General features: G+C 61.8%; 16 protein-coding genes and 1 pseudogene. 9 read left to right on the plus strand and 8 right to left on the minus strand.

Annotated features, from left to right (window positions below):
- Nucleotides 1–2 precede the first annotated feature (2 nt).
- The 5 genes from lpxA (at nt 3) to accA (ending at nt 7,107) form a co-directional block, all read left to right on the plus strand.
- A complete protein-coding gene (lpxA, locus tag WJM78_RS04565; protein WP_339014042.1) occupies nt 3–794 on the plus strand; it encodes an acyl-ACP--UDP-N-acetylglucosamine O-acyltransferase in 792 nt (263 codons plus the stop codon).
- Entirely contained in the window at nt 787–1,926 is a 1,140-nt protein-coding gene (gene lpxB, locus WJM78_RS04570; RefSeq protein WP_108536079.1) for a lipid-A-disaccharide synthase, read from the plus strand. Before lpxA ends, lpxB begins: the two co-directional genes overlap by 8 nt.
- 81 nt (nt 1,927–2,007) lie before the next feature.
- Complete coding sequence (gene rnhB, locus WJM78_RS04575; RefSeq protein ID WP_108536080.1) at nt 2,008–2,598, plus strand: ribonuclease HII; 591 nt, start codon at nt 2,008–2,010, stop codon at nt 2,596–2,598.
- Between the two features lie 62 nt (nt 2,599–2,660).
- Nucleotides 2,661–6,140: a DNA polymerase III subunit alpha gene (gene dnaE, locus WJM78_RS04580; protein WP_042038369.1), complete on the plus strand. Its 3,480-nt coding sequence runs from the start codon at nt 2,661–2,663 to the stop codon at nt 6,138–6,140.
- 16 nt (nt 6,141–6,156) lie between these two features.
- Nucleotides 6,157–7,107 carry an acetyl-CoA carboxylase carboxyl transferase subunit alpha gene (gene accA, locus WJM78_RS04585; protein WP_042038168.1) on the plus strand — a complete coding sequence of 317 codons (951 nt, stop codon included), beginning with the start codon at nt 6,157–6,159 and terminating at the stop codon, nt 7,105–7,107.
- A gap of 180 nt (nt 7,108–7,287) precedes the next feature.
- On the opposite strand, the pseudogene WJM78_RS04590 reads toward accA, so the two are convergent.
- The 3 genes and pseudogenes from WJM78_RS04590 to WJM78_RS04600 form a co-directional block, all read right to left on the minus strand.
- Nucleotides 7,288–7,626 (minus strand): annotated as a pseudogene (locus tag WJM78_RS04590) (IS4 family transposase); the annotation flags it as partial.
- Nucleotides 7,592–9,013 carry an MATE family efflux transporter gene (locus tag WJM78_RS04595; protein ID WP_339014050.1) on the minus strand — a complete coding sequence of 474 codons (1,422 nt, stop codon included), beginning with the start codon at nt 9,011–9,013 and terminating at the stop codon, nt 7,592–7,594. The pseudogene WJM78_RS04590 and the gene WJM78_RS04595, both read right to left, overlap by 35 nt.
- A gap of 107 nt (nt 9,014–9,120) precedes the next feature.
- A complete protein-coding gene (locus tag WJM78_RS04600; protein ID WP_212513618.1) occupies nt 9,121–10,029 on the minus strand; it encodes a LysR family transcriptional regulator in 909 nt (302 codons plus the stop codon).
- Nucleotides 10,030–10,533: 504 nt separating this feature from the next.
- On the opposite strand from WJM78_RS04600, the gene WJM78_RS04605 reads away from it, so the two are divergent.
- Together WJM78_RS04605 and yjeH are read left to right on the plus strand one after the other, a co-directional pair.
- A complete protein-coding gene (locus tag WJM78_RS04605) occupies nt 10,534–11,829 on the plus strand; it encodes an HAAAP family serine/threonine permease (RefSeq protein ID WP_181364657.1) in 1,296 nt (431 codons plus the stop codon).
- Between the two features lie 138 nt (nt 11,830–11,967).
- Nucleotides 11,968–13,248 (plus strand): L-methionine/branched-chain amino acid transporter, encoded by a 1,281-nt coding sequence (gene yjeH, locus WJM78_RS04610; RefSeq protein WP_042038173.1) that lies wholly within the window; start codon nt 11,968–11,970, stop codon nt 13,246–13,248.
- Nucleotides 13,249–13,307: 59 nt separating this feature from the next.
- Here the strand turns inward: yjeH and WJM78_RS04615 are convergent, their stop codons facing one another.
- The 4 genes from WJM78_RS04615 to WJM78_RS04630 all read right to left on the minus strand — a co-directional run bounded on the left by WJM78_RS04615 (nt 13,308) and on the right by WJM78_RS04630 (nt 18,634).
- On the minus strand, nt 13,308–13,844 hold the full coding sequence (locus WJM78_RS04615; protein WP_339015753.1) for a GNAT family N-acetyltransferase: 537 nt from the start codon (nt 13,842–13,844) through the stop codon (nt 13,308–13,310).
- Nucleotides 13,845–13,925: 81 nt separating this feature from the next.
- On the minus strand, nt 13,926–15,659 hold the full coding sequence (locus tag WJM78_RS04620) for an ABC-F family ATP-binding cassette domain-containing protein (RefSeq protein ID WP_339014057.1): 1,734 nt from the start codon (nt 15,657–15,659) through the stop codon (nt 13,926–13,928).
- Between the two features lie 382 nt (nt 15,660–16,041).
- On the minus strand, nt 16,042–16,479 hold the full coding sequence (locus tag WJM78_RS04625; protein WP_042038177.1) for a PliI family lysozyme inhibitor of I-type lysozyme: 438 nt from the start codon (nt 16,477–16,479) through the stop codon (nt 16,042–16,044).
- A 124-nt stretch (nt 16,480–16,603) separates the two neighbouring features.
- Complete coding sequence (locus WJM78_RS04630) at nt 16,604–18,634, minus strand: M13 family metallopeptidase (RefSeq protein ID WP_339014061.1); 2,031 nt, start codon at nt 18,632–18,634, stop codon at nt 16,604–16,606.
- A gap of 129 nt (nt 18,635–18,763) precedes the next feature.
- Between WJM78_RS04630 and tilS the strand changes: the two genes are divergently transcribed.
- Nucleotides 18,764–20,104 carry a tRNA lysidine(34) synthetase TilS gene (gene tilS, locus WJM78_RS04635; protein ID WP_339014064.1) on the plus strand — a complete coding sequence of 447 codons (1,341 nt, stop codon included), beginning with the start codon at nt 18,764–18,766 and terminating at the stop codon, nt 20,102–20,104.
- A 67-nt stretch (nt 20,105–20,171) separates the two neighbouring features.
- On the opposite strand, the gene WJM78_RS04640 is transcribed toward tilS, so the two are convergent.
- Nucleotides 20,172–21,092: a GGDEF domain-containing protein gene (locus tag WJM78_RS04640; protein ID WP_287145982.1), complete on the minus strand. Its 921-nt coding sequence runs from the start codon at nt 21,090–21,092 to the stop codon at nt 20,172–20,174.
- A 100-nt stretch (nt 21,093–21,192) separates the two neighbouring features.
- Between WJM78_RS04640 and WJM78_RS04645 the strand changes: the two genes are divergently transcribed.
- Nucleotides 21,193–23,145, plus strand: a complete 1,953-nt coding sequence (locus tag WJM78_RS04645; RefSeq protein WP_339014067.1) for a cation:proton antiporter — start codon at nt 21,193–21,195, stop codon at nt 23,143–23,145.
- The last annotated feature ends 7 nt before the right edge of the window (nt 23,146–23,152 follow it).

Consider the following 23,152-nt stretch of genomic DNA (forward strand, 5'->3'; position numbering starts at 1 on the left):
ACGTGATCGACCAGACTGCCATCATTCACGATACTGCCATCGTTCATGAGTCTGCCGTGATCGGTAAAGGGGCTGAAATCGGCCCCTTTTCTGTCATCGGCGCCGAGGTTGACATCGGCGAAAACACCTGGATAGGCTCTCATGTGGTGATCAAAGGCCCGACCAAGATAGGTCGTGGCAACAAGATCTTCCAGCACACCTCCATCGGTGAGGATTGCCAGGACAAGAAGTACGCTGGCGAGCGCACTTTCCTCGAGATCGGCGACAACAACGTCTTTCGCGAGAACTGCACAGTGCATCGCGGCACCATCCAGGATCAATCCCTGACCAGGGTGGGCAGCGGCAACCTGTTCATGGTCAACGTGCACGTTGCCCATGATTGCCTCATCGGTGACCACTGCATCTTCGCCAACAACGCGACCCTGGCGGGCCACGTGGTGATCGGTGATTTCGTGATCTTTGGCGGTCTATCCGCAATCCACCAGTTTGGTCGGGTTGGCTCCCACGCCTTCGTTGGTGGCTGCGCTGCCCTGAACAAGGACGTGCCACCCTATGTGATGGCGGCCGGCAACTACGCCAAGCCGTTCGGGGTTAACTCCGAAGGCCTGCGTCGTCGCGGCTATAGCCCTGAGGCCATCTCGGCCGTCAAGCGCGCCTACAAGGAGATCTTCCGCTCCGGCAAGACCATCGAAGAGGTGTTGCCCGTGCTGATGGAGATGGCGGCCAGCGAACCGGCTGTTCAGCTCTATGTGGATTTCCTCAAGGACAACGAGCGCGGGATCATCCGTGCCTGATCCCGTTCGCATCGGTATCGTCGCCGGGGAGACCTCCGGCGACATCCTGGCAGCCGGGCTGGTGCGTGAACTGCAGCGCCGCTATCCGGATGCGCAGTTTGAAGGGATTGCCGGGCCGCGGATGCAGGCCCTGGGCGTCAAGGCGCTGTTCGAGATGGAAGAGCTTTCCGTCATGGGGATCACCGAGGTGCTTGGCCGTCTGCCCCGCATCCTCAAGGTCCGCCGCGAACTGCTGCGCCATTTTATCGCCAATCCGCCTGACATCTTCGTCGGGGTGGATGCACCGGATTTCAATATCGGGGTGGAGCTGAAACTGCGCCGCGCCGGTATCAAGACGGTTCACTACGTCAGCCCCTCTGTGTGGGCCTGGCGTCAGAACCGCATTCACAAGATCAAGGCTGCCACCGACATGGTGCTCGCCTTCCTGCCATTCGAGAAAGCCTTCTACGACCGTTTCGATGCCCCTTGCCGCTTTGTCGGCCACACCATGGCGGATGATATTCCGCTGGTGCCGGATCAAGCCGCGGTGCGCCAGGCGCTCGGCATTGACCCAGGCCGACGCTGGCTGGCCGTGCTGCCCGGCAGTCGCAGTGCCGAGGTGGGTTTCATGTCACCGGTATTTCTCGAGGCCTGCAAGCACCTGACCGTGCGTTACCCGGATCTCGGTTTCATCGTGCCGCTGGTCAACGACAAACGGCGCGAGCAGTTCATGGCCATCAAGGCCGAGCTGGCGCCGGATCTCGACATGGTGCTGCTGGAAGGGCAGGGCCGCGAGGCGATGATCGCCGCCGATGCCGTGCTGCTCGCTTCCGGTACCGCCGCGCTCGAAGCCATGCTGGTGAAAAAGCCCATGGTGGTGGGTTACAAGCTCAAGCCCTTCAGCTACTGGCTGGCCCAGCGCTTGGTGAAGACCGCTTATGTGTCCCTGCCCAACTTGCTGGCAGACCAGATGCTGGTGCCCGAGTTGCTGCAGCACGAGTGCACCCCGGACAATCTGGTGGAAGAGGTCAGCAAGCTGCTGGAACACGATAACCGCGAGCTCATCGCCACCTTCACCCGGCTGCACCAGCGCATTCGCTGCAATGCCGATGTGCAGGCCGCCGATGCGGTGGCCGATCTGCTTGGCAGATAATATTCCCGGGCGGCCGATTATGCTGCGCTAATCGACCCCATGTCAGGCCCTGCGGGGCCTGTTTTGATTCAAGGCTGCAAGATGATGATCGATATTCCCGAAGACAGGCTGGTTGCCGGTGTGGACGAGGTGGGGCGTGGTCCCCTGGTGGGTGACGTGGTCACGGCCGCCGTGATCCTGGATCCCGCCAACCCCATTGTCGGGCTGGCAGACTCCAAGAAGCTCTCCGAGAAGAAACGTCTGGCGCTGTTTGACGAGATCAAGGCAAAGGCGCTGGCCTGGGCCATCGGCCGCGCTACGCCGCAGGAGATAGACGAGCTCAACATACTGCACGCCACCATGCTGGCGATGCAGCGCGCCGTGGCGGGACTGAACGTCACCCCCGAGCTGGTCTTTATCGACGGCAACCGCTGCCCGGCATTGCCGATGGAAGCACGGGCCGTGGTCAAGGGGGACAGCCTGGTGGCCGCCATCAGCGCCGCCTCGATTCTGGCCAAGGTGACCCGCGATGGGGAAATGACCGAGCTGGACAGCCGTCATCCCGAGTACGGTTTCGCCCGTCACAAGGGCTATCCGACGCCTGAGCACCTTGCCATTCTGGCCGAGCGCGGCCCCTTGCCCGAGTATCGGCAGAGTTTCAAACCGGTGCGCCGTGCACTGGGGATCGAGTAAACCATGCAGAGCTGCCGGCATCACGACATGCGCGCCACTCTGTGCAACGAGAGGGTATGACGATGGCTGAACCCCGTTTTATCCACCTGCGGGTCCACTCCGACTTCTCCATGGTCGATGGCCTTCAGAAGATCAACCCCATCGTCTCGGCGGCAGCGGCCAACAACATGCCGGCGCTGGCGCTGACCGACCAGATGAACATGTGTGGCCTGGTGCGCTTCTATGGTTCGGCCCACGGCAAGGGCATCAAGCCCATCGTCGGGGCCGACTTCTGGGTGCAGAGCGAGGCGCTGGGTGACGAGCAGTTTCGCCTCACCCTGCTGGCCATGGATAACGACGGCTACCAGAACATCACCCTGCTGATCTCCCGTGGCTACCAGCGCGGTCACGTCCAGGGTCGCCCCGTCATCGACCGGGCCTGGCTCGCGGATCACGCCAAGGGCGTGATAGTGCTCTCGGGTGCACGTGAGGGGGATGTCGGCAAGTTCTTGCTCAAGGGCAACCGGCAGATGACGGAGTCGTGCCTCGACTTCTACCGGACTCACTTCCCCGACGCCTACTATCTGGAGCTGCTGCGCACCGGTCGACCCGACGAAGAGGTCTACCTGCACATGGCGGTGGCCATCGCCACCGAGTTCGAGCTGCCGGTGGTCGCCACCAACGAGGTGGTGTTCCTCAACGCCGAAGATTTTGATGCCCACGAGATCCGGGTTGCCATCCACGATGGCTACACCCTGATGGACAAGCGTCGCCCGCGCCGTTACAGCCCGCAGCAGTACCTGCGCAGCCAGGAAGAGATGGCCGAGCTGTTCGCCGACATCCCGGAGGCGCTGGAGAACACGGTGGAGATCGCCAAGCGCTGCAACGTGACGGTGCGCCTCGGTGAATACTTCCTGCCCAACTTCCCGACCGGCGACATGACCACCGAAGACTTCCTGGTAATGAAGTCCAAGGAGGGACTGGAGGACCGCCTCGCCTTCCTGTTCCCTGATCCCGAGGTTCGCGTCGCCAAGCGCGGCGAGTACGACGAGCGCCTCGACATCGAGCTCAAGGTGATCAACCAGATGGGCTTCCCGGGTTACTTCCTCATCGTGATGGAGTTTATCCAGTGGTCCAAGGACAACGGCATTCCTGTCGGGCCGGGCCGGGGGTCGGGTGCAGGGTCACTGGTGGCCTATGCGCTCAAGATCACCGATCTCGACCCGCTGGAATTTGACCTGCTGTTCGAACGTTTCCTGAACCCGGAGCGGGTCTCCATGCCCGACTTCGACGTCGACTTCTGCATGGACAGACGGGACGAGGTGATCGAGCACGTCTCCGAGATGTATGGCCGGGATGCGGTGTCGCAGATCATTACCTTCGGCAGCATGGCGGCCAAGGCGGTGGTGCGGGACGTGGGCCGGGTGCTGGGCCACGCCTACGGGTTCGTCGATCGCATCTCCAAGCTGATCCCGCCGGATCCGGGCATGACGCTGGCCAAGGCGTTCGAGGCCGAGCCCAAGCTGCCAGAGCTCTACGAGCAGGATGAGGAGGTCAAAGACCTCATCGACATGGCGCGCCGGCTGGAAGGGGTGGTGCGCAACGCCGGCAAACACGCAGGTGGCGTGGTAATCGCGCCCACCAAGATCACCGACTTTGCGCCGCTTTACTGCGACGACTCCGGTAATCACCCTGTCACCCAGTTCGACAAGAACGATGTGGAGTACGCAGGGCTGGTGAAGTTTGACTTCCTGGGGCTGCGTACCCTGACCATCATCGACTGGGCGCTCGGCATGATCAACCCGCGCCTGGCCAAGGAGGGCAAGCCGCCGGTCGACATCGCCGCCATCCCGATCCACGACAAGAAGTCGTTTGACCTGCTGCAGCGGTTCGAGACCACGGCGGTATTCCAGCTGGAATCCCGCGGCATGAAGGATCTCATCAAACGGCTGCAGCCTGACTGTTTCGAAGACATGATCGCCCTGGTGGCGCTGTTCCGGCCGGGCCCGCTCCAGTCGGGCATGGTGGACAACTTCATCGAGCGCAAGCACGGCAAGGAGGCTATCTCCTACCCGGACGAGAAGTGGCAGCACGAGAGTCTCAAGCCGATCCTGGAGCCCACCTACGGCATCATCCTCTATCAGGAGCAGGTGATGCAGATAGCCCAGGTGCTGGCGGGCTATACGCTCGGTGGGGCGGACATGCTGCGCCGGGCCATGGGCAAGAAGAACCCGGCAGAGATGGCCAAGCAGCGATCTGGGTTTGAGGAAGGCGCCGTCAAGAACGGCATTGATGGCGAACTGGCGGTGAAGATCTTCGATCTGGTGGAAAAGTTTGCGGGCTACGGCTTCAACAAATCCCACTCTGCCGCCTATGCGTTGGTCTCCTACCAGACGCTCTGGCTCAAGACCCACTTCCCGGCCGAGTTCATGGCGGCGGTGATGACCGCCGACATGGACAACACCGACAAGATAGTGACCCTGGTGGACGAGTGCCAGCGCATGGGGCTCACCGTGATACCGCCGGATGTGAACACGGGTCGCTACCGCTTCTCGGTCAACGAAGACGGTCACATCGTCTACGGTATCGGGGCCGTGAAGGGGGTGGGGGAAGGCCCTATCGACGCCATTCTTAGCGCCCGCGATCAGGATGGGCCGTTTCGCGATCTGTTCGACTTCTGCAATCGGGTCGACATCAAGAAGATCAACAAGCGGGTGATGGAAAAGCTCATCCTCTCCGGCGCCATGGACCGACTCGGCCCGCACCGCGCCGCCCTGATGGCGACCCTTGAAGAGGCGATGCGCGCCGCCGAGCAGCATGCCAAAGCGCAGGCGGTGGGTCAGGTCGACATGTTTGGTGTCCTGACTCAGGAGATTGACGACGTCAAGAAGGCGTTCGCCAACGTGCCGCACTGGCCTGACAAGGTGTGGCTGGAAGGGGAGCGCGAGACGCTCGGGCTTTATCTGACCGGGCACCCTATCAACCAGTACAGCGGCGAATTGCGTCGTTATACGTCCGGTCGCCTGTGCGATCTGCATCCCACCTCCCGGGATACCGTGACCACGGCGGCGGGGCTGGTGATCGCGGCCCGCAGCATGGTGACCAAGCGCGGCAACAAGATGGGGATCTTCACCCTGGACGACCGATCCGGCCGTCTCGATGTGACCCTGTTCAGTGAAGCGCTGGAAAAATATGAAGAATTGATGCAAAAAGACCGTATTTTGGTGGTTTCTGGACAGGTCAGCTTTGATGACTTCTCCGGTGGCCTTAAAATGTCGGCCCGTGAATTACTGGATATCAACGATGCGAGGGAGCGTTTTGCCAGGGCAATCCGCATCTCCCTCGATGAACAGCGGATTGATGATCGCTTTTTCCCGCGTTTGTGCGAGATTTTGGAACCCGCCCGTGCCGGAGTCTGTCCGGTTCAGGTAAACTATCGTCGCCCCGGCTCCCGGGTGCGATTGACGCTCGGTACCGAGTGGCGGGTGACGCCCACCGATCAACTGATAGATGACTTGCGCGTCCTGCTTGGACGAGAGCGGGTTGAATTGGTTTTTGATTAGAGGATCTATAGGCCCTATGAGTCTTTTTCTGGATTTTGAACAGCCAATTGCCGAGTTGCAGGCGCAGATTGATGAACTCCGTCATGTGAGTGAGCACAACAGTGCTGTCGATCTCAATGAAGACATTCGCCGGCTGGAGAAGAAAAACGAAGAGCTGACCAAGAAGATCTTCGGTGATCTGGGTGCCTGGCAGGTATCCCAGATGGCGCGTCATCCCCAGCGCCCCTACACCTTTGACTATATCGAGCATATCTTCACCGATTTCGACGAGTTGGCTGGGGATCGCGCCTATGCCGATGACAAGGCTATCGTCGGCGGCATCGCCCGTCTCGACGGTGAGCCGGTGATGGTGATTGGTCACCAGAAGGGTCGCGAGACCAAGGAGAAGATCAAGCGTAACTTCGGCATGCCGCGTCCGGAAGGATACCGCAAGGCCCTGCGCCTGATGGAGATGGCCGAGCGCTTCAAGATGCCGATCATCACCTTCATCGACACCCCGGGTGCTTATCCCGGCGTGGGTGCCGAGGAACGTGGCCAGTCTGAAGCCATCGCCCACAACCTGAAAGTGATGGCCGGTCTGACTGTGCCTGTGGTCTGCACCGTGATCGGTGAAGGCGGCTCGGGTGGTGCGCTGGCTATCGGCGTGGGGGATCGCGTCAACATGCTGCAGTACTCCACCTATTCCGTTATCTCGCCGGAAGGGTGTGCCTCCATCTTGTGGAAGAGCGCCGACAAGGCACCGATCGCCGCGGATGCCATGGGCATCACGGCCCAGCGCCTGCAGGAGCTGAAGCTCATCGACAGCATAGTCGAGGAGCCCCTTGGCGGTGCCCACCGCAATGTGGAGCTGATGGCCAAGCGCCTGAAGGATCGCATCCAGCAGGATCTTAATGCGTTGCGCCCGCTCGAGACTGATGAGCTGCTGGAGCAGCGCTACCAGCGCCTGATGGGCTACGGCTACTGCTAAGCTCCGGCTTCATCCCGACCTGCCAGAAGGCCCCCGCATTGCGGGGGCCTTCTTTTTGGGGCCGGGATAAATGCTGTTCATACGGATGTCATTTGGCGCTATGTTTGCCGAACACCCGGTGTCGGATCAACCGAGTGGCGGATCGTGGCCAAAAAAGTGGGCTCCCGCTCCTGGTGCCAGTCAGTTAAGCCCATATGGAATTGTTGTTATTGGTTTTTTCACACTGCGCTTCCATGGTCTGGCTTCACGCAGCGGGGGTCAGTTCGCGCTCTTCTCTTTGTTAATACGAATAGCCTGTTGGCTGTTAATACGAATGGCCCGCTGGTTGCTCCAGGTCTGCCACCCGCCTCGGGATATGCCAGGTGACACAGCTGGCATGCAGCTCAACTCATGGACAAGGTAGACCGGCGCCCTGTGAAAACTCAGTTGACTTGCCGTCTATCCCCTCACGCTCGCTGCCTTCTTCACCTGTGTGCGGCTCTGTCTAGCCGGCGCGACGGGCCAGCTGGACTTCCTGATGAGAACCGGTCGGCTTGGCGTGATACGGGCGAAGGGGTGTGCACGCCCGCTTGAGTCGACGCCACTCCTGCCAAAGCAGCCCGCACAGCGGCAGGGTCAGCAGCAAGACGGTGGTGGGCTGGGCCATCAGCACACCCTCGCGGCCCCACCAGAGCGGCAGCAGAAAAATCAGCGGCAGCAGCAGCAGTGTCTTGGCCGCCGAGATGATCAGCGCCTGCTTGGTGCGGGCCATGGACTGCAGCAACACTATGCCGAACATGATGATCCCCTCCAGCGGAATGGCGCTGAGGTTGAGGGTCAGGCTGCTGACGGCCGCGGCAAGCAGCTCGGCATCCTGATTGCCGATGTAGAGCATGGCCACCTGGCGCGGCAGCAGCTGGATCAGTAGCCAGACCGCCATGCCATAGGCAAGCGTGATCTTGAGCCCCATCTCCATCAGGAATTTCAGATCTCGATAGCGTTTGGCCCCCGTCGCCTGGCTGATGAGCGGTTGGATGCCGAAGGCCAGACCCTGCAGGATCACGATGAACACGGCTTCTGTGTAACCGGCTACGGTGAAGCCGGCCAGATCCTTGATGGCGCCATACGCCATCAGCTGGCTGTTGTGTAGCAGCAGTAGCAGCCCCAGGTTGAACTGGGCTATCAGGCTCGGCAGGCCGGTGAACAGCAGGTTGGGCATGGCCGGAAAACTGGGCACCATGTGGCGCCATGATAGGCGTAGCTTGGCATGGGAGGTAAAGAAGTAGCCCAGGCCCAGCAGGCTGACGATCCCCTCAGTGATGAGCGTTGCCTGGGCCGAGCCCACCAGTCCCAATCCCAGCCGCCCGACCATGAGGTAGTTGAGTACGATGTTGAGGATGGCGCCACTGCTGACCAAGATCATGGCCAGCCTTGGCCTGCCGTCGTTACGCAGCAGGTAGGGTACCGCCAGGTTGCAGGCCAGTAGCAGGGTACCGCCACCGATCCAGCTGAGGTAGTCACTGGCCTGTTTCCAGGTGTCGGTACCTTGCTCAATCCCCAATGCTTGCAGTATGTCGATGTGCCAATGGTACAGCAGCAAGGGCGCCAGGAGTCCGAGCAGCCCGAGCAGCCAGAACGCATTGACCAGCGCCTGTCGGGCCAGCCGGCTATGCTTCGCCCCCTGATGCAGGGAGATGGCGGTGGCCGCCCCCATGCTGATCATGGCGGCGAGCCCGATCAGCACCATGATGACCGGATAGACCAGGTTGATGCCGGCGAGGCCAGCGGCCCCCACATAGTGGCCGACGAAGATGCCATCGACCAGGTAGTAGGCACCTGAGACCAGCATGGCCATGACGGAGGGGAGGGCATAGCCCCAGAAACGGCGAGTCATTGCCCGTTGGCGCAACAGTAAGTAGGCAGACATATCTGTTCTCTTGGGGGAGTTCGATGATCGAGCAGACAGTCTAGATTAATATGTTTTTGTTGATAATCCGGTTTGTATTTGATGAATTAATGAATTTATCTCAGTAATCATCGGGTTTGATAGTGTGCCTTGAGCATGTCTATCAGGGCACGCAGGCCGCTGCCCAGCTGATGTCGGCTGGGATAAAAGAGTGAAAATCCCACGAAGGTGGGGCACCACTGCTCCAGCACGCTCACCAGTTTTCCCTGTGCCAGCTGCTTGCTCACCTCCTCTTCCAGACAATACGCCAATCCCAGCCCAGCCTCTGCCGCCCCGAGATAGAGAGCCGGCGTGCTGGTGGTCAGTGGCCCGGTCACCTCTATCTCCAGCAGGGCACCCTCTTCCCCGGCAAACGCCCAGCGGTAGTGATGAGATGGCGTCAGCCGGTAGCCTATGCAGGCATGGCGTGACAGCTCGCGGGGATGTTGCGGCGTGCCGCGCTCGGCCAGATAGGCGGGTGACCCCACCACCAGATAGCGTTGGGGAGGTCCGAGCGGCACACCAATCATCTCCTTGGGCAGCAGATCACCATAGAAGATGGCGGCGTCATAGCCATCCTCGATGAGACGCGGCATCAGCTCCTGCTCCACCACTTCCACCTGTATGCGCGGATAGCGCACCATGTAGTCGAGCAGCACGGGAGCCAGCAGCTCATCGATGGCGCCCCGCGGCGCACTGATCTTCAGCCGTCCCACCGGCTCGTCGCTGTGGTGAGCCAGTTCTTCGAGTGCGCTCTGCAGGTGGTTTAGCGTGGGCAGCAACTGTTCGAGCAGGTGCTGGCCCGCATCGGTCGGCACCACGGCGCGGGTGCTGCGATTGAGCAACCTGACACCCAACCGGGTCTCTAGCCCTTTCAGGCTGTGGCTCAGGGCGGAAGCCGACACCCCGAGCTCAAGGGCGGCTTTGCTGAAACTCTGGTGACGGGCGACGGCGGCAAAGACTGCCAGTTCGGCGAGGTCGGTACGGGTGATGGCCATATTAATGCAATGGGGAAATGTTGAGGAACAGGGTACGTCAGGGCACTTCAGCGCACAACCGGAGCAATAAACAGACACATGTAATCAGTTTGTTGTACCTCAAAGGGTGTAGATACGGGTGAAACTACCTGTGATTGTTAACGGTTGTTCACAAGATTGGGCTGATAACGTGATCTCGGACGTCAGAAAGGCGATTCCAATCAAACTTTGGTTGATTAATTCAAAAAAACACTGTGATCGCTAAGGGGATTTAATTAGAGTCAGCGCATCAGAACAAAGGTGCGTTAATGAGTTGTAATGGTTGACGCGCTTGCGGCCCCCGGGCTGATGACCCACAGATCTGTTTGTTGCAGTTTGGTTGTTACATGGAGTGGCGAACAAGTTGCCGAGTCGGCGGGATAAGAATAACAGGGATGGAGTGCAGGAGTTCCAGGGAAATGGGACAGGGCATTGCGCCCGGTTGACTAGATTTTTTCTATTTTCCTTGATGACAGGAACACCCCTATGTCTGACATGAACATTGCAGTTGAAGGCAACTTAGCCAGTAATGCGTCTTCCCGTGGCATCAACAAGGCCGACCTGGTCTGGATGCTGGGCCTGTACGGTACCGCTATCGGTGCCGGTGTGCTCTTCCTGCCAATCAACGCCGGTGTCGGTGGTCTGTGGCCGCTGGTTGCCATGTTGATCCTGGCCCTGCCGCTGACTTTCTTCGCTCACCGTGGTCTGGCTCGCTTCGTGCTGTCCGGCTCTACCCGTGATGGCGACATCACTGAAGTAGTTGAAGAGCACTTCGGCAAGACCGCAGGCAAGTTCATCACCCTGCTCTACTTCTTTGCCATCTACCCGATCGTACTGATGTACTCGGTCGCCATCACCAATACCGTCGAGAGCGTGATTGTTCACCAGTTGGGCATGTCTGCACCTCCCCGTGCCGTTCTGTCACTGGCGCTGATCCTGGGTCTGATGGCGGTTGTTCGTCTGGGCGGTCAGGTTATCGTCAAAGCGATGAGCGTGCTGGTATTCCCGTTCGTGATCACCCTGATGGGTCTGGCGTTCTACCTGATCCCGCACTGGAACGGTACCATCATCACTGAAGCACCAGCGCTGGCTGACGCCTTCAACGGCGACTTCCTCAAGACCCTGTGGCTGGCTATCCCGGTCATGGTGTTCTCCTTCAACCACTCTCCGATCATCTCCTCCTTCGCGGTGGACAATAAAGGTCGCTATGGTGAAGGTGCCGAGAAGAAGTGCAGCAACATCCTGCTGGGCGCCCACGTCATGATGGTGATGACCGTTATGTTCTTCGTATTCAGCTGCGTACTGAGCCTCTCTCCGGCTGACCTGGCTGCTGCCAAAGAGCAGAACATCTCCATCCTGTCCTATCTGGCCAACCACTTCGACAACCCGGTTATCGCCACTGTGGCTCCGTTGATTGCCATGGTTGCCATCAGCAAATCCTTCCTGGGTCACTACCTGGGAGCGCAAGAAGGCATGAACGGCCTGATGGCCAAGGCGCTGCGCGAGAAGGGCAAGAATGTTGACACCAAGCAACTGAACAAAGTGACTGCGGTGTTCATGATCCTGACCACCTGGGCCATCGCCACCATCAACCCGAGCATCCTCGGCATGATTGAAGATCTGGGCGGCCCCATCATCGCGATGCTGCTGTTCCTGATGCCGATGTACGCCATCTCCAAGGTGCCGGCCATGCGCAAATACGCTGGCAACATCAGCAACGGCTTCGTGACCATCATCGGTCTGATCGCCATGTCCGGTATTATCTATAAGCTGATTGCCTGATAACTCCGGCTACCGAGTTGAATGAAGAAGCTGCCTCGCAAGAGGCAGCTTTTTTTGTTTGATCAACGGATTGCCCTTAACAAGCAAGGGGCTGCGGCCTAACATGGCGTGATGTTTTTCCAGTCAGGGCAAAAGGATATGTCTGCGTTGAAAAAAGAGCTGGGGCTCTGGCAGGGGATGGGGCTGCTCGCCACCTCACTGCTGGGTACCGGGATCTTCGTGGTGCCAGCGACCGCGGCGTCGCTGGCGGGGGGAGCCTCGCTCTGGGCCTGGGTGTTGCTCATCGTGCTGGTGCTGCCCATCGCCTTCACCTTCGCCCGACTGGGGCGCCGCTACCCCCATGCGGGTGGGGCGCCGCACCTCATCGGGCTCGCCTTTGGCAACGGCGCCGAGCGCTTCTCCGCCTTTCTGTTTCTGGCTGTGCTGCCGGTGGGCTTGCCTGCGGCCCTCACTATCGCCGCTGGCTTCTGGCACGCGCTGTTTGATTTGGGGGAGTGGACCCTGTGGGCCATCCAGCTGCTGACCCTGCTCGGGGTATTCCTGCTTGGGCTGCGGGGGGCGCGCTCCTCCGGCAACCTGCAGTTGTTGATTGCCCTGGCCATATTGGGGCTGACCCTGCTCATCTGGTTCAAGGGGGATCTCAGCTGGCGTGACGCAGCGCAGCCACTGCCGACGGCAGCTGAGTGGCCCGCCATGGGCACGGCGCTGGCGCTGATGTTCTGGTGCTTCGTGGGGCTGGAAGCCTTCGCCCACATGGGGGAGGAGTTCAAGCGGCCGGAGCGGGACTATCCGCTGGCCCTGCTCGGCGGCGTCTTGCTGGCGGGGCTGATTTACTGGGTGCACTCGCTGGTGGTGCTCAAATATGGCCTCTATGGCGACGAGGCGACCAATGCCACCGCCATTCCGGCCCTGCTCTCCTTGCTGTTCGGCCCCACCGCCAAGTGGCTGGTGGCCATCCTTGGATACCTCTCCTGCTTTGCCAGCATCAACATCTACCTGCAGGGATTTGCGCGCCTTATCTGGAGCATGGCGCGGGAAGGCAAGCTGCCGGTCTCCCTCTCTCGCCTCTCGGCCAGGGGGGCGCCGCTCAACGCCCTGTGCTGGGTGCTCGCCATCTGCTTCGTCTCCATCACCTTGATCCTCTGGTTGCGACTGCCGCTTGATGAGCTGATCCGCTACGCCAACGGCAACTTTGTGCTGGTCTATCTGCTCTGCATGGCGGCGGGTTGGCGCTTGCTCGGTGGCATGGGCAAGGGGCTGGCGGCCTTGAGTGTGCTGCTCTGCCTCGCTGTGCTGGTGGCGCTCGCCTCCCAGGTGCTTTATGCGGCGCTGCTCAGCGCGGGTTACGGTGTGTTTTCTTTGTGGCGGCGCAGACGTCGCCGCGCTCTGGCTACCGACAACATCTGCGCCATCAAGTAACCGACCCGATAAAAAGCCCCAGTGCGGGGCTTTTTGCTAGCTATCAGATGCGGTGGTGCTCAAGCGTTTGGCAGGTCGCTGCGTAGCAGGGCGTAGTGCCGCAGGGAGATAAACTGCTCCCCCTTCCGCTCGCATTCCCGAGCCGTCCCTTCGTAGCGAAAGCCGGCCCGCTCGAGCAGGCGGGCAGAGGGGAAGTTTGGCTCCTCCACCACCGCCAGCAAGCGGTGCAGCTCGGTGGTGTGGTAGATGAGGTCCAGAAACTGCCGCAATGCCGTCTGCATGATCCCCTGGCCCCAGTGCTCGGGATAGAGCCAGTAGCCGAGTTCGGCCCGCTTGTGCAGCGGGTCGGCATCGTTGTAGCCGATGGCCCCCAGGGGGACGCCGTTTCGCTGGCAGCGGATCAGGAACCAGGCCCCGCTCTGGCACTGCGCTATCTCGGCGTACCAGCGCATCTGGGCCTGGCATGCCTCCATGCTGTCATAGCTGATACCGTAATAGGCGATGACCCTGGGATCTGACAGTGCGCGGTAGATGTGGGGCAAGTCGGCCTCCATGACGGGGTCGAGCCTGATATCGGGTTGTGGTGGTGAAGACATCATGTGCTCCTTGCGGCCAGCCGTGGCTGGCCGCGTGAGTTGAGTAAAAGGGCGGGATAACAGCGCGGATCACGGCTGGGCTCACGGCTCGGAAAGACCCAGCAAACCGGCAAGCCTTTCCAGCTCATCGCGCCACTCTTGCTGCAGTCGCAGGGTTTGATGTTTGGGCTTGCGGGCGAGATCGGCGGCAAGCAGGGCATCCAGCTCGTACCAGCGTGCCAGCAGCGCCTCATCATCGTGCACCGGCATGGGATCTTCCCTCCCGGCGTCATTGGCCTGGGCGTCGGCGGCGGGCCGATCGGGCGCATCGCCGAGCAGCTCGGCATAGGCCCGCTCGGCGCTGTGGGCCTCGTGGATCCGACCCTCCCTGATCACCCAGAAGCGGTTGCAGCTGCGCTCGATCAGATCCCGGTCGTGGGAGACAAGCAGCACGCCGCCAGCAAAGCCGGTTAGCGCCTCGGCCAGCTCCTCCTTTCCTGCCAGATCCAGATGGTTGGTGGGTTCATCGAGCCAGAGCAGATGGTGACTCGCCAGTGACAGGGCGAGGAACAGCAGTCTGGCCCGCTCGCCCCCGCTCAGGGTCGCGACTCGCTGACCGTGACGGGAGTAAGGGAAGCCCGCGCGGATCAGGGCCTGGCGCAGCGTCACCTCCGGCAATGGTGCCAGTGGATAGAGGGCATCGGTCAGGGTGGCGTCGCCGTCCAACTGCTGCAGGGACTGATCGTAATAGGCGATGCTGGCGCCAGGGTGGCGATACCAGCCCTCGGCCGGTTGTTGAGCGCACACCTCGCCCCAGCACTGACGCAGCAGGGAAGACTTGCCCGTGCCGTTGGCGCCGAGCAGGGCGACCCTATCGCCAGCACGCAGCCAGAGATCCTCGGCTCGCAGCAGCGGCGGCAAGCTGGGGGCGGGGTGCACGTCGAGGGCGTCGAGCCGAAGCAGGGCATCGGCGGGCAGTGCCTGCCCGCGCAGTTCGAGGCGCCAGGGTGCGTCCGCTCCGACCACGCTCTGCTCCTCCTGCAGCCTGGCCACCCGTTTCTCCATGGACTTGGCCTGGCGCACCAGCTTCTCGTTGTCATGCTCCCGCCCCCAGATGGCGAGGCGTTTGCTGCTGGCGCTCAGGCGGTCGATCTCTTTTTGCTCGTCGGCCCGGCGCAGGCGGGTTTGCTCATCCTCTTCGGCCAGGGCCGCCCTGGCCTGGCTGCAGGGCAGGGCGAAGCGATGAAGCCGCCGATCCCGCAGGATCAGGGTCTCGCGGGTTACCCGATCGAGCAGGCGACCATCGTGCGACACCAATACGAAGGCGCCACGCCACGCCAGCAGGAAGCGCTCGAGCCAGAGCAGGGCGGGCAGATCCAGGTGGTTGCTGGGTTCGTCCAGCAGTAACAGGTTGGGTTGGTGCAGCAGAGCGCGGCCTATCTGCAAGCGGGTGTGCTGACCGCCGCTCAGCGAGCTGACCGGAAGGTCGGCCTGCTCGGTCAGTTGCAGTTCGGTCAGCATCTTGTCTACCTGCCACGCTTGGTCAGCCTCGTTGGCCAGCGCATCGAGCAGCACGGCGCGGGTGCTGAGTGCTTGCAGTTGCGCGGGCAGATGCTGGGCCACAAATTCACAGCGGCAGGGGCTAGCCTTGTGGATGCGTCCCTCATGGGGCTGGCGCTGACCGGCCAGCAGGGCGAGCAGTGTGCTCTTGCCACAGCCGTTGGCGCCTATGAGGCCAATGCGATCACCGCTGCGGATGCTGAGGTCGAGGTTGTCAAATAACGGAAGGTGCCCCGCACTCATTTGCAGGGAATGGGTACTCATCAGGGTTGTCATGCTCTTGCTCTCTTAAATTCCGGGATCGAAGATCCCTGTCATCAGGAGCGCTGGCGACAACGGCAGAGTCGAGAAAGATCTCGGTTTGGAAGGGAGTCGGCTTTGCTCGAACCCGCTATCGCAGCGCGATGGTATGCAGGCAAGAGCACGCGAATGTGCCGAACAGGCGGGCCGAGAACATCGGGCACGCTTGGATAACCATTTTTTACCTCCTTATTTTTCGTAGTGGCAAGGTGCGGCGATTATAAGCGCAGAAAAAAAAGCCGTCCATCGGGGTTCAGGTCTGTCGCCGGGCAGCAAGGAGGCGAGAAAGGGCGTCAGCGTCGGTCACCGACAAGGCGGCAGCCCCGCGCTGCGGGGCTGCCTCATGGCGTGTGATGAATTAATCGCGGGGGGTTTTGAGTGCCTGGATCACATCGTCAGTGGGAGCCAGCTCCTCGACGTGGTTGAAGCTCTCGATCCCCTCTTGCGGATGCAGGGTGAAGGCGTCGGCGCTCAGGTAGCTGCCGCTGCCTGTGCTCTCCATGATGACGATGAGCTCGGGCTGCTTGTCACCGTTGAGATCCTGCAGTTTGAGCTCCTTGATGGTGCCATCGCGCGCCAGCACCTTGCCGTCGATGAACTGATCGAGGGGAAACTGGGGATTGGCGCCGGAGTAAAGGCGCACGTCGTAGCTGCCGATGGAGGCGGGTTCACCACGCCCCTCGCTGACGGTGATCACCTGGCCGGAGGGCAGCGTCAGTTGTTTGAAGAATCCCTCCGCCGCCTGGCCAGTCAGTGGCAGGGTGAGCAGGCCGAGTGTCATGAATAAGGTTTTCATCGATGTGACCCTTGTTGCTGCGGTGACGGGCCGGCATGCCTGCCCGTCACGGATGTGAATGTGTGGGCCGGGTTCGGGCTTGCCTCTGCCCGGCTCTCTTTCTCTGCTTCGCCGGAGGCGGCCATTACCAGATCTTGACCCGTTTGGCCGGGTCCAGATAGAGCTTGTCCCCCGGCTGGATATTGAATGCCTCATAGAAGGCGGGAATGTTCGGCACCACGCCGTTGACCCTGTACTCGGGCGGAGAGTGGGGATCCGAGGTGAGCAGCATCTGCATCAGCTCGGGGCGATACATGCCCTTCCACACCTGGGCCCAGCCGAGGAAGAAGCGTTGCTCGCCGGTGAAGCCGTCCAGCACGGGTGCCTCCTTGCCATCCAGTGACAGCTCGTAGGCCTTGTGGGCTATGGTAAGACCGCCCAGATCGCCGATATTCTCCCCCAGGGTGAACTGGCCATTGACGAACTGACCATCGATGGGCTCGAAGCGGTTGTACTGGGCCACCAACCGACTGGTGCGAAAGCGGAACTCCTTGAGATCCTGTGGCGTCCACCAGTCGCGCATCAGGCCGTCGCCGTCTGACTTGGCCCCCTGATCATCGAAACCGTGGCCCATCTCGTGGCCGATCACTCCGCCGATGGCGCCGTAGTTGACCGCATCATCTGCTGTCATGTCGAAGAAGGGGGGCTGCAGTATGGCGGCCGGGAAGACGATCTCGTTGTTGCTCGGGTTGTAGTAGGCGTTCACCGTCTGCGGCGACATGTGCCACTCGTCTCTGTCTACCGGCTTGCCGAGGCGGGCCAGGTTGTCGGCATATTCAAAGGCGTGGGCCCGCTGCAGGTTGCCCAGCAGATCGCCCTGGCGGATCTCGATGGCGCTGTAATCCTTCCACTTGTCCGGGTAGCCGATCTTGGGTCTGAACTTGGCCAGCTTCTCCAGCGCCTGCGCCTTGGTTTCCGGCGACATCCACTCCAGCTCCTGAATGCTCTGGCCATAGGCGGTGCGCAGGTTCTCCACCAGCTGCTCCATGCGGGCCTTGGCCTCTGGCGGGAAGTAGCGCTCCACGTAGAGCTGGCCCACCGCCTCGCCCAGATGATCGTCCAGCACGCCGAGCGCGCGCTCCCAGGGGGCGCGTTGCTTCGGAGTGCCACTTAAGGTGGTACCGAAGAAGGCGAAGTGCTGGGCGTCGGTCTGGCTGTCAAGATAGGGGGCGTAATCCGTGATCAGCTGCCACTTGAGGTAGGCTTGCCAGTCGCCGATCGGGGTCTGCTGCATCAGGTCATCGAGGGCCGCGAGATAACTTGGCTGGCCTATGACCAGGCTGCTCTGACCGGCGAGGCCGGCCTGGTTCAGATAGCTGTCCCAGTCGATGTGCGGGGCGAGGCGCTTGAGCTCGCTCTGGGGCGCCTTGTTGTAATTCTTCTCCCGATCCCGCAGGGCCACGTTGTCCCACTGGATCTGGGCGAGTTTGGTCTCAAGGGCCAGGATGCGCTGGGCCTTGGCCTTGGCATCCGCTTCACCGAAACGGGTCAGCATGTCGGCGATGTGCTGCTCGTATTTCTGCCGCAGCGCCTGGCTGTTGGGGTCACTCTTGAGGTAGTAATCCCGATCCGGCAGGCTGAGCCCGGATTGATAGAGGTAGACCGCATAGCTGTCCGGCGCCTTGGCATCGGCGTCGATCCAGAAGCCGAACGGGGCACCGCCGCCAGTGCGACCGCTCTGGGCAAAGGCTCGGGCCAGCCCGCTCTGATCGCGGATCTGATCGATGTCGCTGAGCAGGGGCAGCAGCGGCGTGGTGCCCTTGGCATCCCGGCTGCCCTGATCCAGATAGCTCTGGTAGAGGTCGTGGATCTGCTGGGCCGGGGTGCCTGCCGCCGCCTTGCTGTCGAGCCCCTCGACCAGCACCCGCACGTCCGCCAGGGACTTGTCCCGCAGCATGTAGAAGGCGCCATCGGCGGGCCTGTCGTCCGGGATCTTGGCGGTGGTCAGCCAGTGACCATTCACGTAGCGGAAGAAGTCGTCACCGGGTTTGACCCGGGTGTCCATGTTGGCCAGCGCGAGGCCGGAGTGTTTGTCTGCTGTGTCCGGCCCCTGACTACAACCGGCCAGCAAGGCCAGTCCGATGAGGCAGGCCAGTATGCTTTTTTTATTGTTCATCTTGTTGGATTCCAATTCGGGTTATTCAGCTTACTGGCCCAAACAGGACAGTTCTTCACTCTAACAGTCGGGTTGCAGCTTGATAAGCCCGACTCTGCTAAGATCGGCCTGGTCGTTTTGGGGAAGCCTATGATTTCTCGTATTTATTCTCGTTTTTGTCAGACCCTGCCCGCGTCGGAAGGTTCCCGGGGCCTGTTGGTTGCCTTCAGTGGCGGGCTCGATTCCACAGTGTTGTTGGTGCTGGCGGCGCAGTTTGCCCGCGAGCAGGGGCTCCGGCTACGCGCCCTGCACGTGCATCACGGCCTGAGCCCTCACGCCGATGCCTGGGTGGCCCATTGTGAAGCCGTGTGTCAGCAACTGGCGGTGCCGCTCATCGTCCAGCGGGTGCAACTGGTGCGTGGCAATGGCCAGAGCCTGGAGGCCCAGGCCAGGGAGGCCCGCTATCAGGGGCTGGCCGCCAGTCTGGGGGCCGGTGAGTGGCTGCTCACCGCCCATCATCAGGACGATCAGCTGGAGACACTGCTGCTGGCCCTCAAGCGTGGCGCTGGCGTGCGGGGCCTGGCGGGCATAGTGCCGAGTCAGCCGTTTGCGGACGGCCTGCTGCTACGCCCCTTGCTTGAGGTCAGCCGGGCCGAGTTGGCCGAGGCGGCCCAATCGCTTCCTTACGGCTGGGTGGAGGATGAGAGCAATCAGGATGTGAGTTATGACCGCAACTTCCTGCGCCAGACGCTTATCCCCCAGCTCAAGGCCCGCTGGCCCGCCATGGCTCGCACCGCCGCCCGCAGCATGGCGCTGTGTGCCGAGCAGGAGACGTTGCTGACCGAGCTGGCCGAAGCGGACTGGCGGCTGGCCGGTGAGGGGAGTGCCCTGAATATCGAGCCGCTGCACGGGCTTTCGGCGACCCGGCGCAACAACCTGCTGCGCTACTGGATCCGCCGGCTGGGGGGCGAGATGCCCTCCCGAGATCAGCTGGCTCTGCTGTGGCAGGAGGTGGCGCTGGCGCGAGAGGATGCCAATCCACAGTTCAGCTTGAAGCGTCTGGATTGCCGCCGCTTTCAGGGCCGGCTCCATCTGGTCAAGCCTGGACTGGTGCCCTGCCACGAGCAGTTGACGGTGCTGGTTGGCGAGTCGGTCGCCTTGCCGGATGGGCTGGGCCAGGTGCAGCTAGCGCTGCGGCAGGGCGGTGAGGGGTTGAGGCCGCCCACTGCGTGGGAGCCAGTGTCGGTACGTTTTCAAGTGACGCCAGGGATCATGCTCAAGCCCGTGGGGCGCAGCGGCAGTCGGCGTTTCAAGAAGTTGCTGCAAGAGTATGGGGTGCCCTCCTGGCAGCGGGGGCGCATCCCCATTCTCTATTACGGCGAGCAGGTGGCAGCGGTGGCTGGACTCTTTATCTGTGACGGATTCATGACGCGAGCGACCGGTGTGGAGTGGCACTGGTTGCCAGCGGCGGACAGCTACATCCCGGAGTGAATCCGGGATCGCCATTAAGATAAAAAGCCGGCATTGCCGGCTTTTTTGCACTTGTCTACTTACCGGCTCAATCCAGCAGGCTGGTCTTGCCCGCTTTTTTGCGGGCGTAGAGGTGGGCGTCCGCCGCCTCATACAGACTATGGACAGCCACCCCGGATTGCCAGCTGGCAGCCCCCAGGCTGCAGCCGACCGAGAAGCGACTGAGCTCCTTGTTGGTTATCAGCATGTGTTGCAGCCGCAGCCAGACGGGGCGCCAGGCCTCGGGCTCGGCGGGTTGCAGCAGCAGCGCAAATTCGTCGCCACCGAGGCGAAACGCCTGATCCGTGCTGCGGGTGCAGTTCTTGAGCAACTGGGCGAAGCGGCTCAGCACCAGATCGCCGACCGGGTGGCCCCAGGTGTCGTTGATCTGCTTGAAGTGATCCAAGTCCAGCAGTACCAGCACCAGACCGTGGGACTCCCGGCTGTGCTGCTCCACCGCGCGGCCTATTGCCTCGTCGAAGTAGGATCGGTTGCCGAGCCCGGTCAGGTGATCGAGCCGCACCTGCTGCTCCAGTTGCGCCAGTCGCAGATAGAGGGGCAGGGGCAGGCAGAGCAGCTGATGGTACTGCTGCAGGATCCGCTGCTGGCTGCCGCTCAGGGTATGTTCCAGGGTGTAGTGCAACTGGCCGAACAGCTGGCCATGCTGGCCGCGCAGTTCGAACGGATAGCTGTGTAGCGTCAGGTTGGCCTGGGGCGGCTGCTGGATCAGCCGAAGTGACTGGGCGTGATCAAAGTAGAGGCTGTGTATCCGGACAACTCTTGCCGCATGATCGGCAAAGGTTGCCAGCAGGCTGTCGAGATCCGTCTGTACCAGCAAGAGCTCGAGCAACGGGTTGCGATCCTGGCTGGCCAGCGGCGTGAGCCGCTCCATCTGGCGAACCCACTGTTCTATGCCATGTCCCAAACCATTCAATGACGATGTGTTTTCCACGGTATAGTCCTCAGACATCCTACTTACTCTCACCTCCTTGCAATCCTTGTGCCCAAAATATGTTCGATGTGAACAAGGGCCGCTGGCTAGGCTTAAGTGGATAAAAAGGGAGGGGAAATTGTATACAGATGTCTTGATCCTGCTGTTTGCCGCCGTCTTGCTGGTGGCGATTTTCCGGCGCCTCGGCCAGCCGGTGATCCTCGCCTACCTGCTTGCCGGGGTACTGCTCGGCCCCCATGGCGCCGCCGTGATCACGGGACAGGCGATCATGCAGACCATCGCCGAGCTCGGCATCGTCTTTCTGATGTTCTCGCTCGGGCTGGAGTTCTCGCTGCCGCGGCTGATCGCCATGCGGATGCTGGTGCTGGGCGTGGGCGGTTTGCAGGTACTGTTCACCTCCTCGCTGTTCTTCTGGCTCGCGTGGTGGTGGGGACTGAGCCTGCCGCAGGCACTGGTGGTTTCGGGCACCCTGGCGCTCTCCTCCACCGCCGTGGTGATCAAGCAGCTGGGGGAGCAAAAACAGCTGCACACCCGCCGTGCCCAGCTCGGAGTGAGCGTGCTGCTGTTTCAGGATCTGGCTGTGGTGCCGCTGCTGGTGATGATCCCCATACTGGCCAGGCCCGAGATCCAGGGCGGCGCCCTGCTGGCGGAGATCGCCTGGGCCACCCTCAAGGGGCTGTTCGCCCTGTTCAGCCTGCTGGCGGTGGGCAAGTGGCTGCTGCCGCTGCTGTTTCACGAGGTGGCGCGGGCCCGCTCCGACGAGCTGTTCGTGCTGACCGCCTTGCTGGTGGCGCTGCTGGCCGCCTCGCTGACCCAGTGGATGGGGCTCTCCATGGCATTGGGAGCGTTTCTGGCGGGCATGATGCTGGGCGAGTCCCACTATCGCCATCAGTTGGAGGTGGACATACGGCCGTTTCGGGACGTGTTGATGGGGCTCTTCTTCATCACCATCGGCATGACCATGGACTGGCAGCTGGTGGCACGGGCCTGGTGGCAGGTGATCATCAGCGTGCTCGGCCTCATCTTGATCAAATCCCTGCTAGTGCTGCTGGCCGGCCGCCTGATGGGGGAGCGCAAGCGCGATGCCATGGCGACGGGGATCATGCTGAGCCAGGTGGGCGAGTTTGGTTTCGTACTGCTGGCGCTGGCCAATCATCACGGCCTGCTCGACCATCAGCTGATCTCCCTGCTCATCGGCATAGGGGTGATCTCCATCGCCATGACCCCCTGGCTGGTGCAGCGGGCCCATGGTTTGGCCCGTTCGCTCACCGACTCGGCTCTGCTCTCTCGCTCCGAGGTGGCGCAGTCCGGCCTGAGCAAGCATCAACACGTCATCATCGCCGGTTTCGGCCGGGCCGGGCAGACCTGTGCCCGCTTCCTCAAGCTGGAAGACATCCCCTTCCTCGCGCTGGATCTCGATCCCGAGCGGGTGAGCGAGGCCAAGTCGGCGGGGGAGCAAGTGGCGTTTGGCGATGCGAGCCGGCGCGATATCCTGTTGGCCGCCGGCCTGCTGCGGGCCCGGCTGGTGATTATCACCTTCGACGATCGCAAGCGGGTCGAGGCCATGCTGGCGCTGATCAAGGAGCTGGCGGCGGAGGTCAGGGTGCTGGTGCGCACCCGGGATGACAGCTTTCTGGAGGCCTTCAAGCAGGCGGGGGCCCACGAGGTGATCCCCGAATCTCAAGAGGGAGCCCTGATGCTGGTCTCTCACCTGCTGCTCAACTGCAACATTCCCATCGGCCGGGTGATCCGGCGCATGGAACACGAGCGCAGCAGCCAGTATCGCTTCCTGCACGGCTTCTACTGGGGGGATCAGAGCGCCAGCAATCTGGAGACGGATCAGCTGCTCGAGCGACTGCATCCCGTGCTGTTGCACGATCAGGCCTGGGCTGTGGGGCGCACTGTACAGGCTCTGGCACTGGATACGGTGCGGATCAAGGAGGTACAGCGCGGTGAGCAGAGCCTGGAACCCAGACCCGAGCTGATGCTGGCGGCGGGGGATCTACTGGTCCTGTTTGGCAATGCGGTGGCAATGGAGCAGGCCGAGCAGCGGCTGCTGGAGGGGCGCTAGCCCGGCG

The sequence above is a fragment of the Aeromonas popoffii genome (genome assembly GCF_037818705.1).
In the GTDB taxonomy this organism is placed as follows: domain Bacteria; phylum Pseudomonadota; class Gammaproteobacteria; order Enterobacterales; family Aeromonadaceae; genus Aeromonas; species Aeromonas popoffii.

Coding starts and splice junctions, on each gene's coding strand:
- yjeH (WP_042038173.1), top strand. CDS start 11,968: ATGTCTGCGTTGAAAAAAGAGCTGGGGCTCTGGCAGGGGATGGGGCTG.
- WJM78_RS04600 (WP_212513618.1), bottom strand. CDS start 10,029: ATGGCCATCACCCGTACCGACCTCGCCGAACTGGCAGTCTTTGCCGCC.
- accA (WP_042038168.1), top strand. CDS start 6,157: ATGAGTCTTTTTCTGGATTTTGAACAGCCAATTGCCGAGTTGCAGGCG.
- dnaE (WP_042038369.1), top strand. CDS start 2,661: ATGGCTGAACCCCGTTTTATCCACCTGCGGGTCCACTCCGACTTCTCC.
- WJM78_RS04605 (WP_181364657.1), top strand. CDS start 10,534: ATGTCTGACATGAACATTGCAGTTGAAGGCAACTTAGCCAGTAATGCG.
- tilS (WP_339014064.1), top strand. CDS start 18,764: ATGATTTCTCGTATTTATTCTCGTTTTTGTCAGACCCTGCCCGCGTCG.
- WJM78_RS04640 (WP_287145982.1), bottom strand. CDS start 21,092: ATGTCTGAGGACTATACCGTGGAAAACACATCGTCATTGAATGGTTTG.
- rnhB (WP_108536080.1), top strand. CDS start 2,008: ATGATGATCGATATTCCCGAAGACAGGCTGGTTGCCGGTGTGGACGAG.
- WJM78_RS04630 (WP_339014061.1), bottom strand. CDS start 18,634: ATGAACAATAAAAAAAGCATACTGGCCTGCCTCATCGGACTGGCCTTG.
- WJM78_RS04615 (WP_339015753.1), bottom strand. CDS start 13,844: ATGTCTTCACCACCACAACCCGATATCAGGCTCGACCCCGTCATGGAG.
- WJM78_RS04595 (WP_339014050.1), bottom strand. CDS start 9,013: ATGTCTGCCTACTTACTGTTGCGCCAACGGGCAATGACTCGCCGTTTC.
- WJM78_RS04625 (WP_042038177.1), bottom strand. CDS start 16,479: ATGAAAACCTTATTCATGACACTCGGCCTGCTCACCCTGCCACTGACT.
- WJM78_RS04620 (WP_339014057.1), bottom strand. CDS start 15,659: ATGACAACCCTGATGAGTACCCATTCCCTGCAAATGAGTGCGGGGCAC.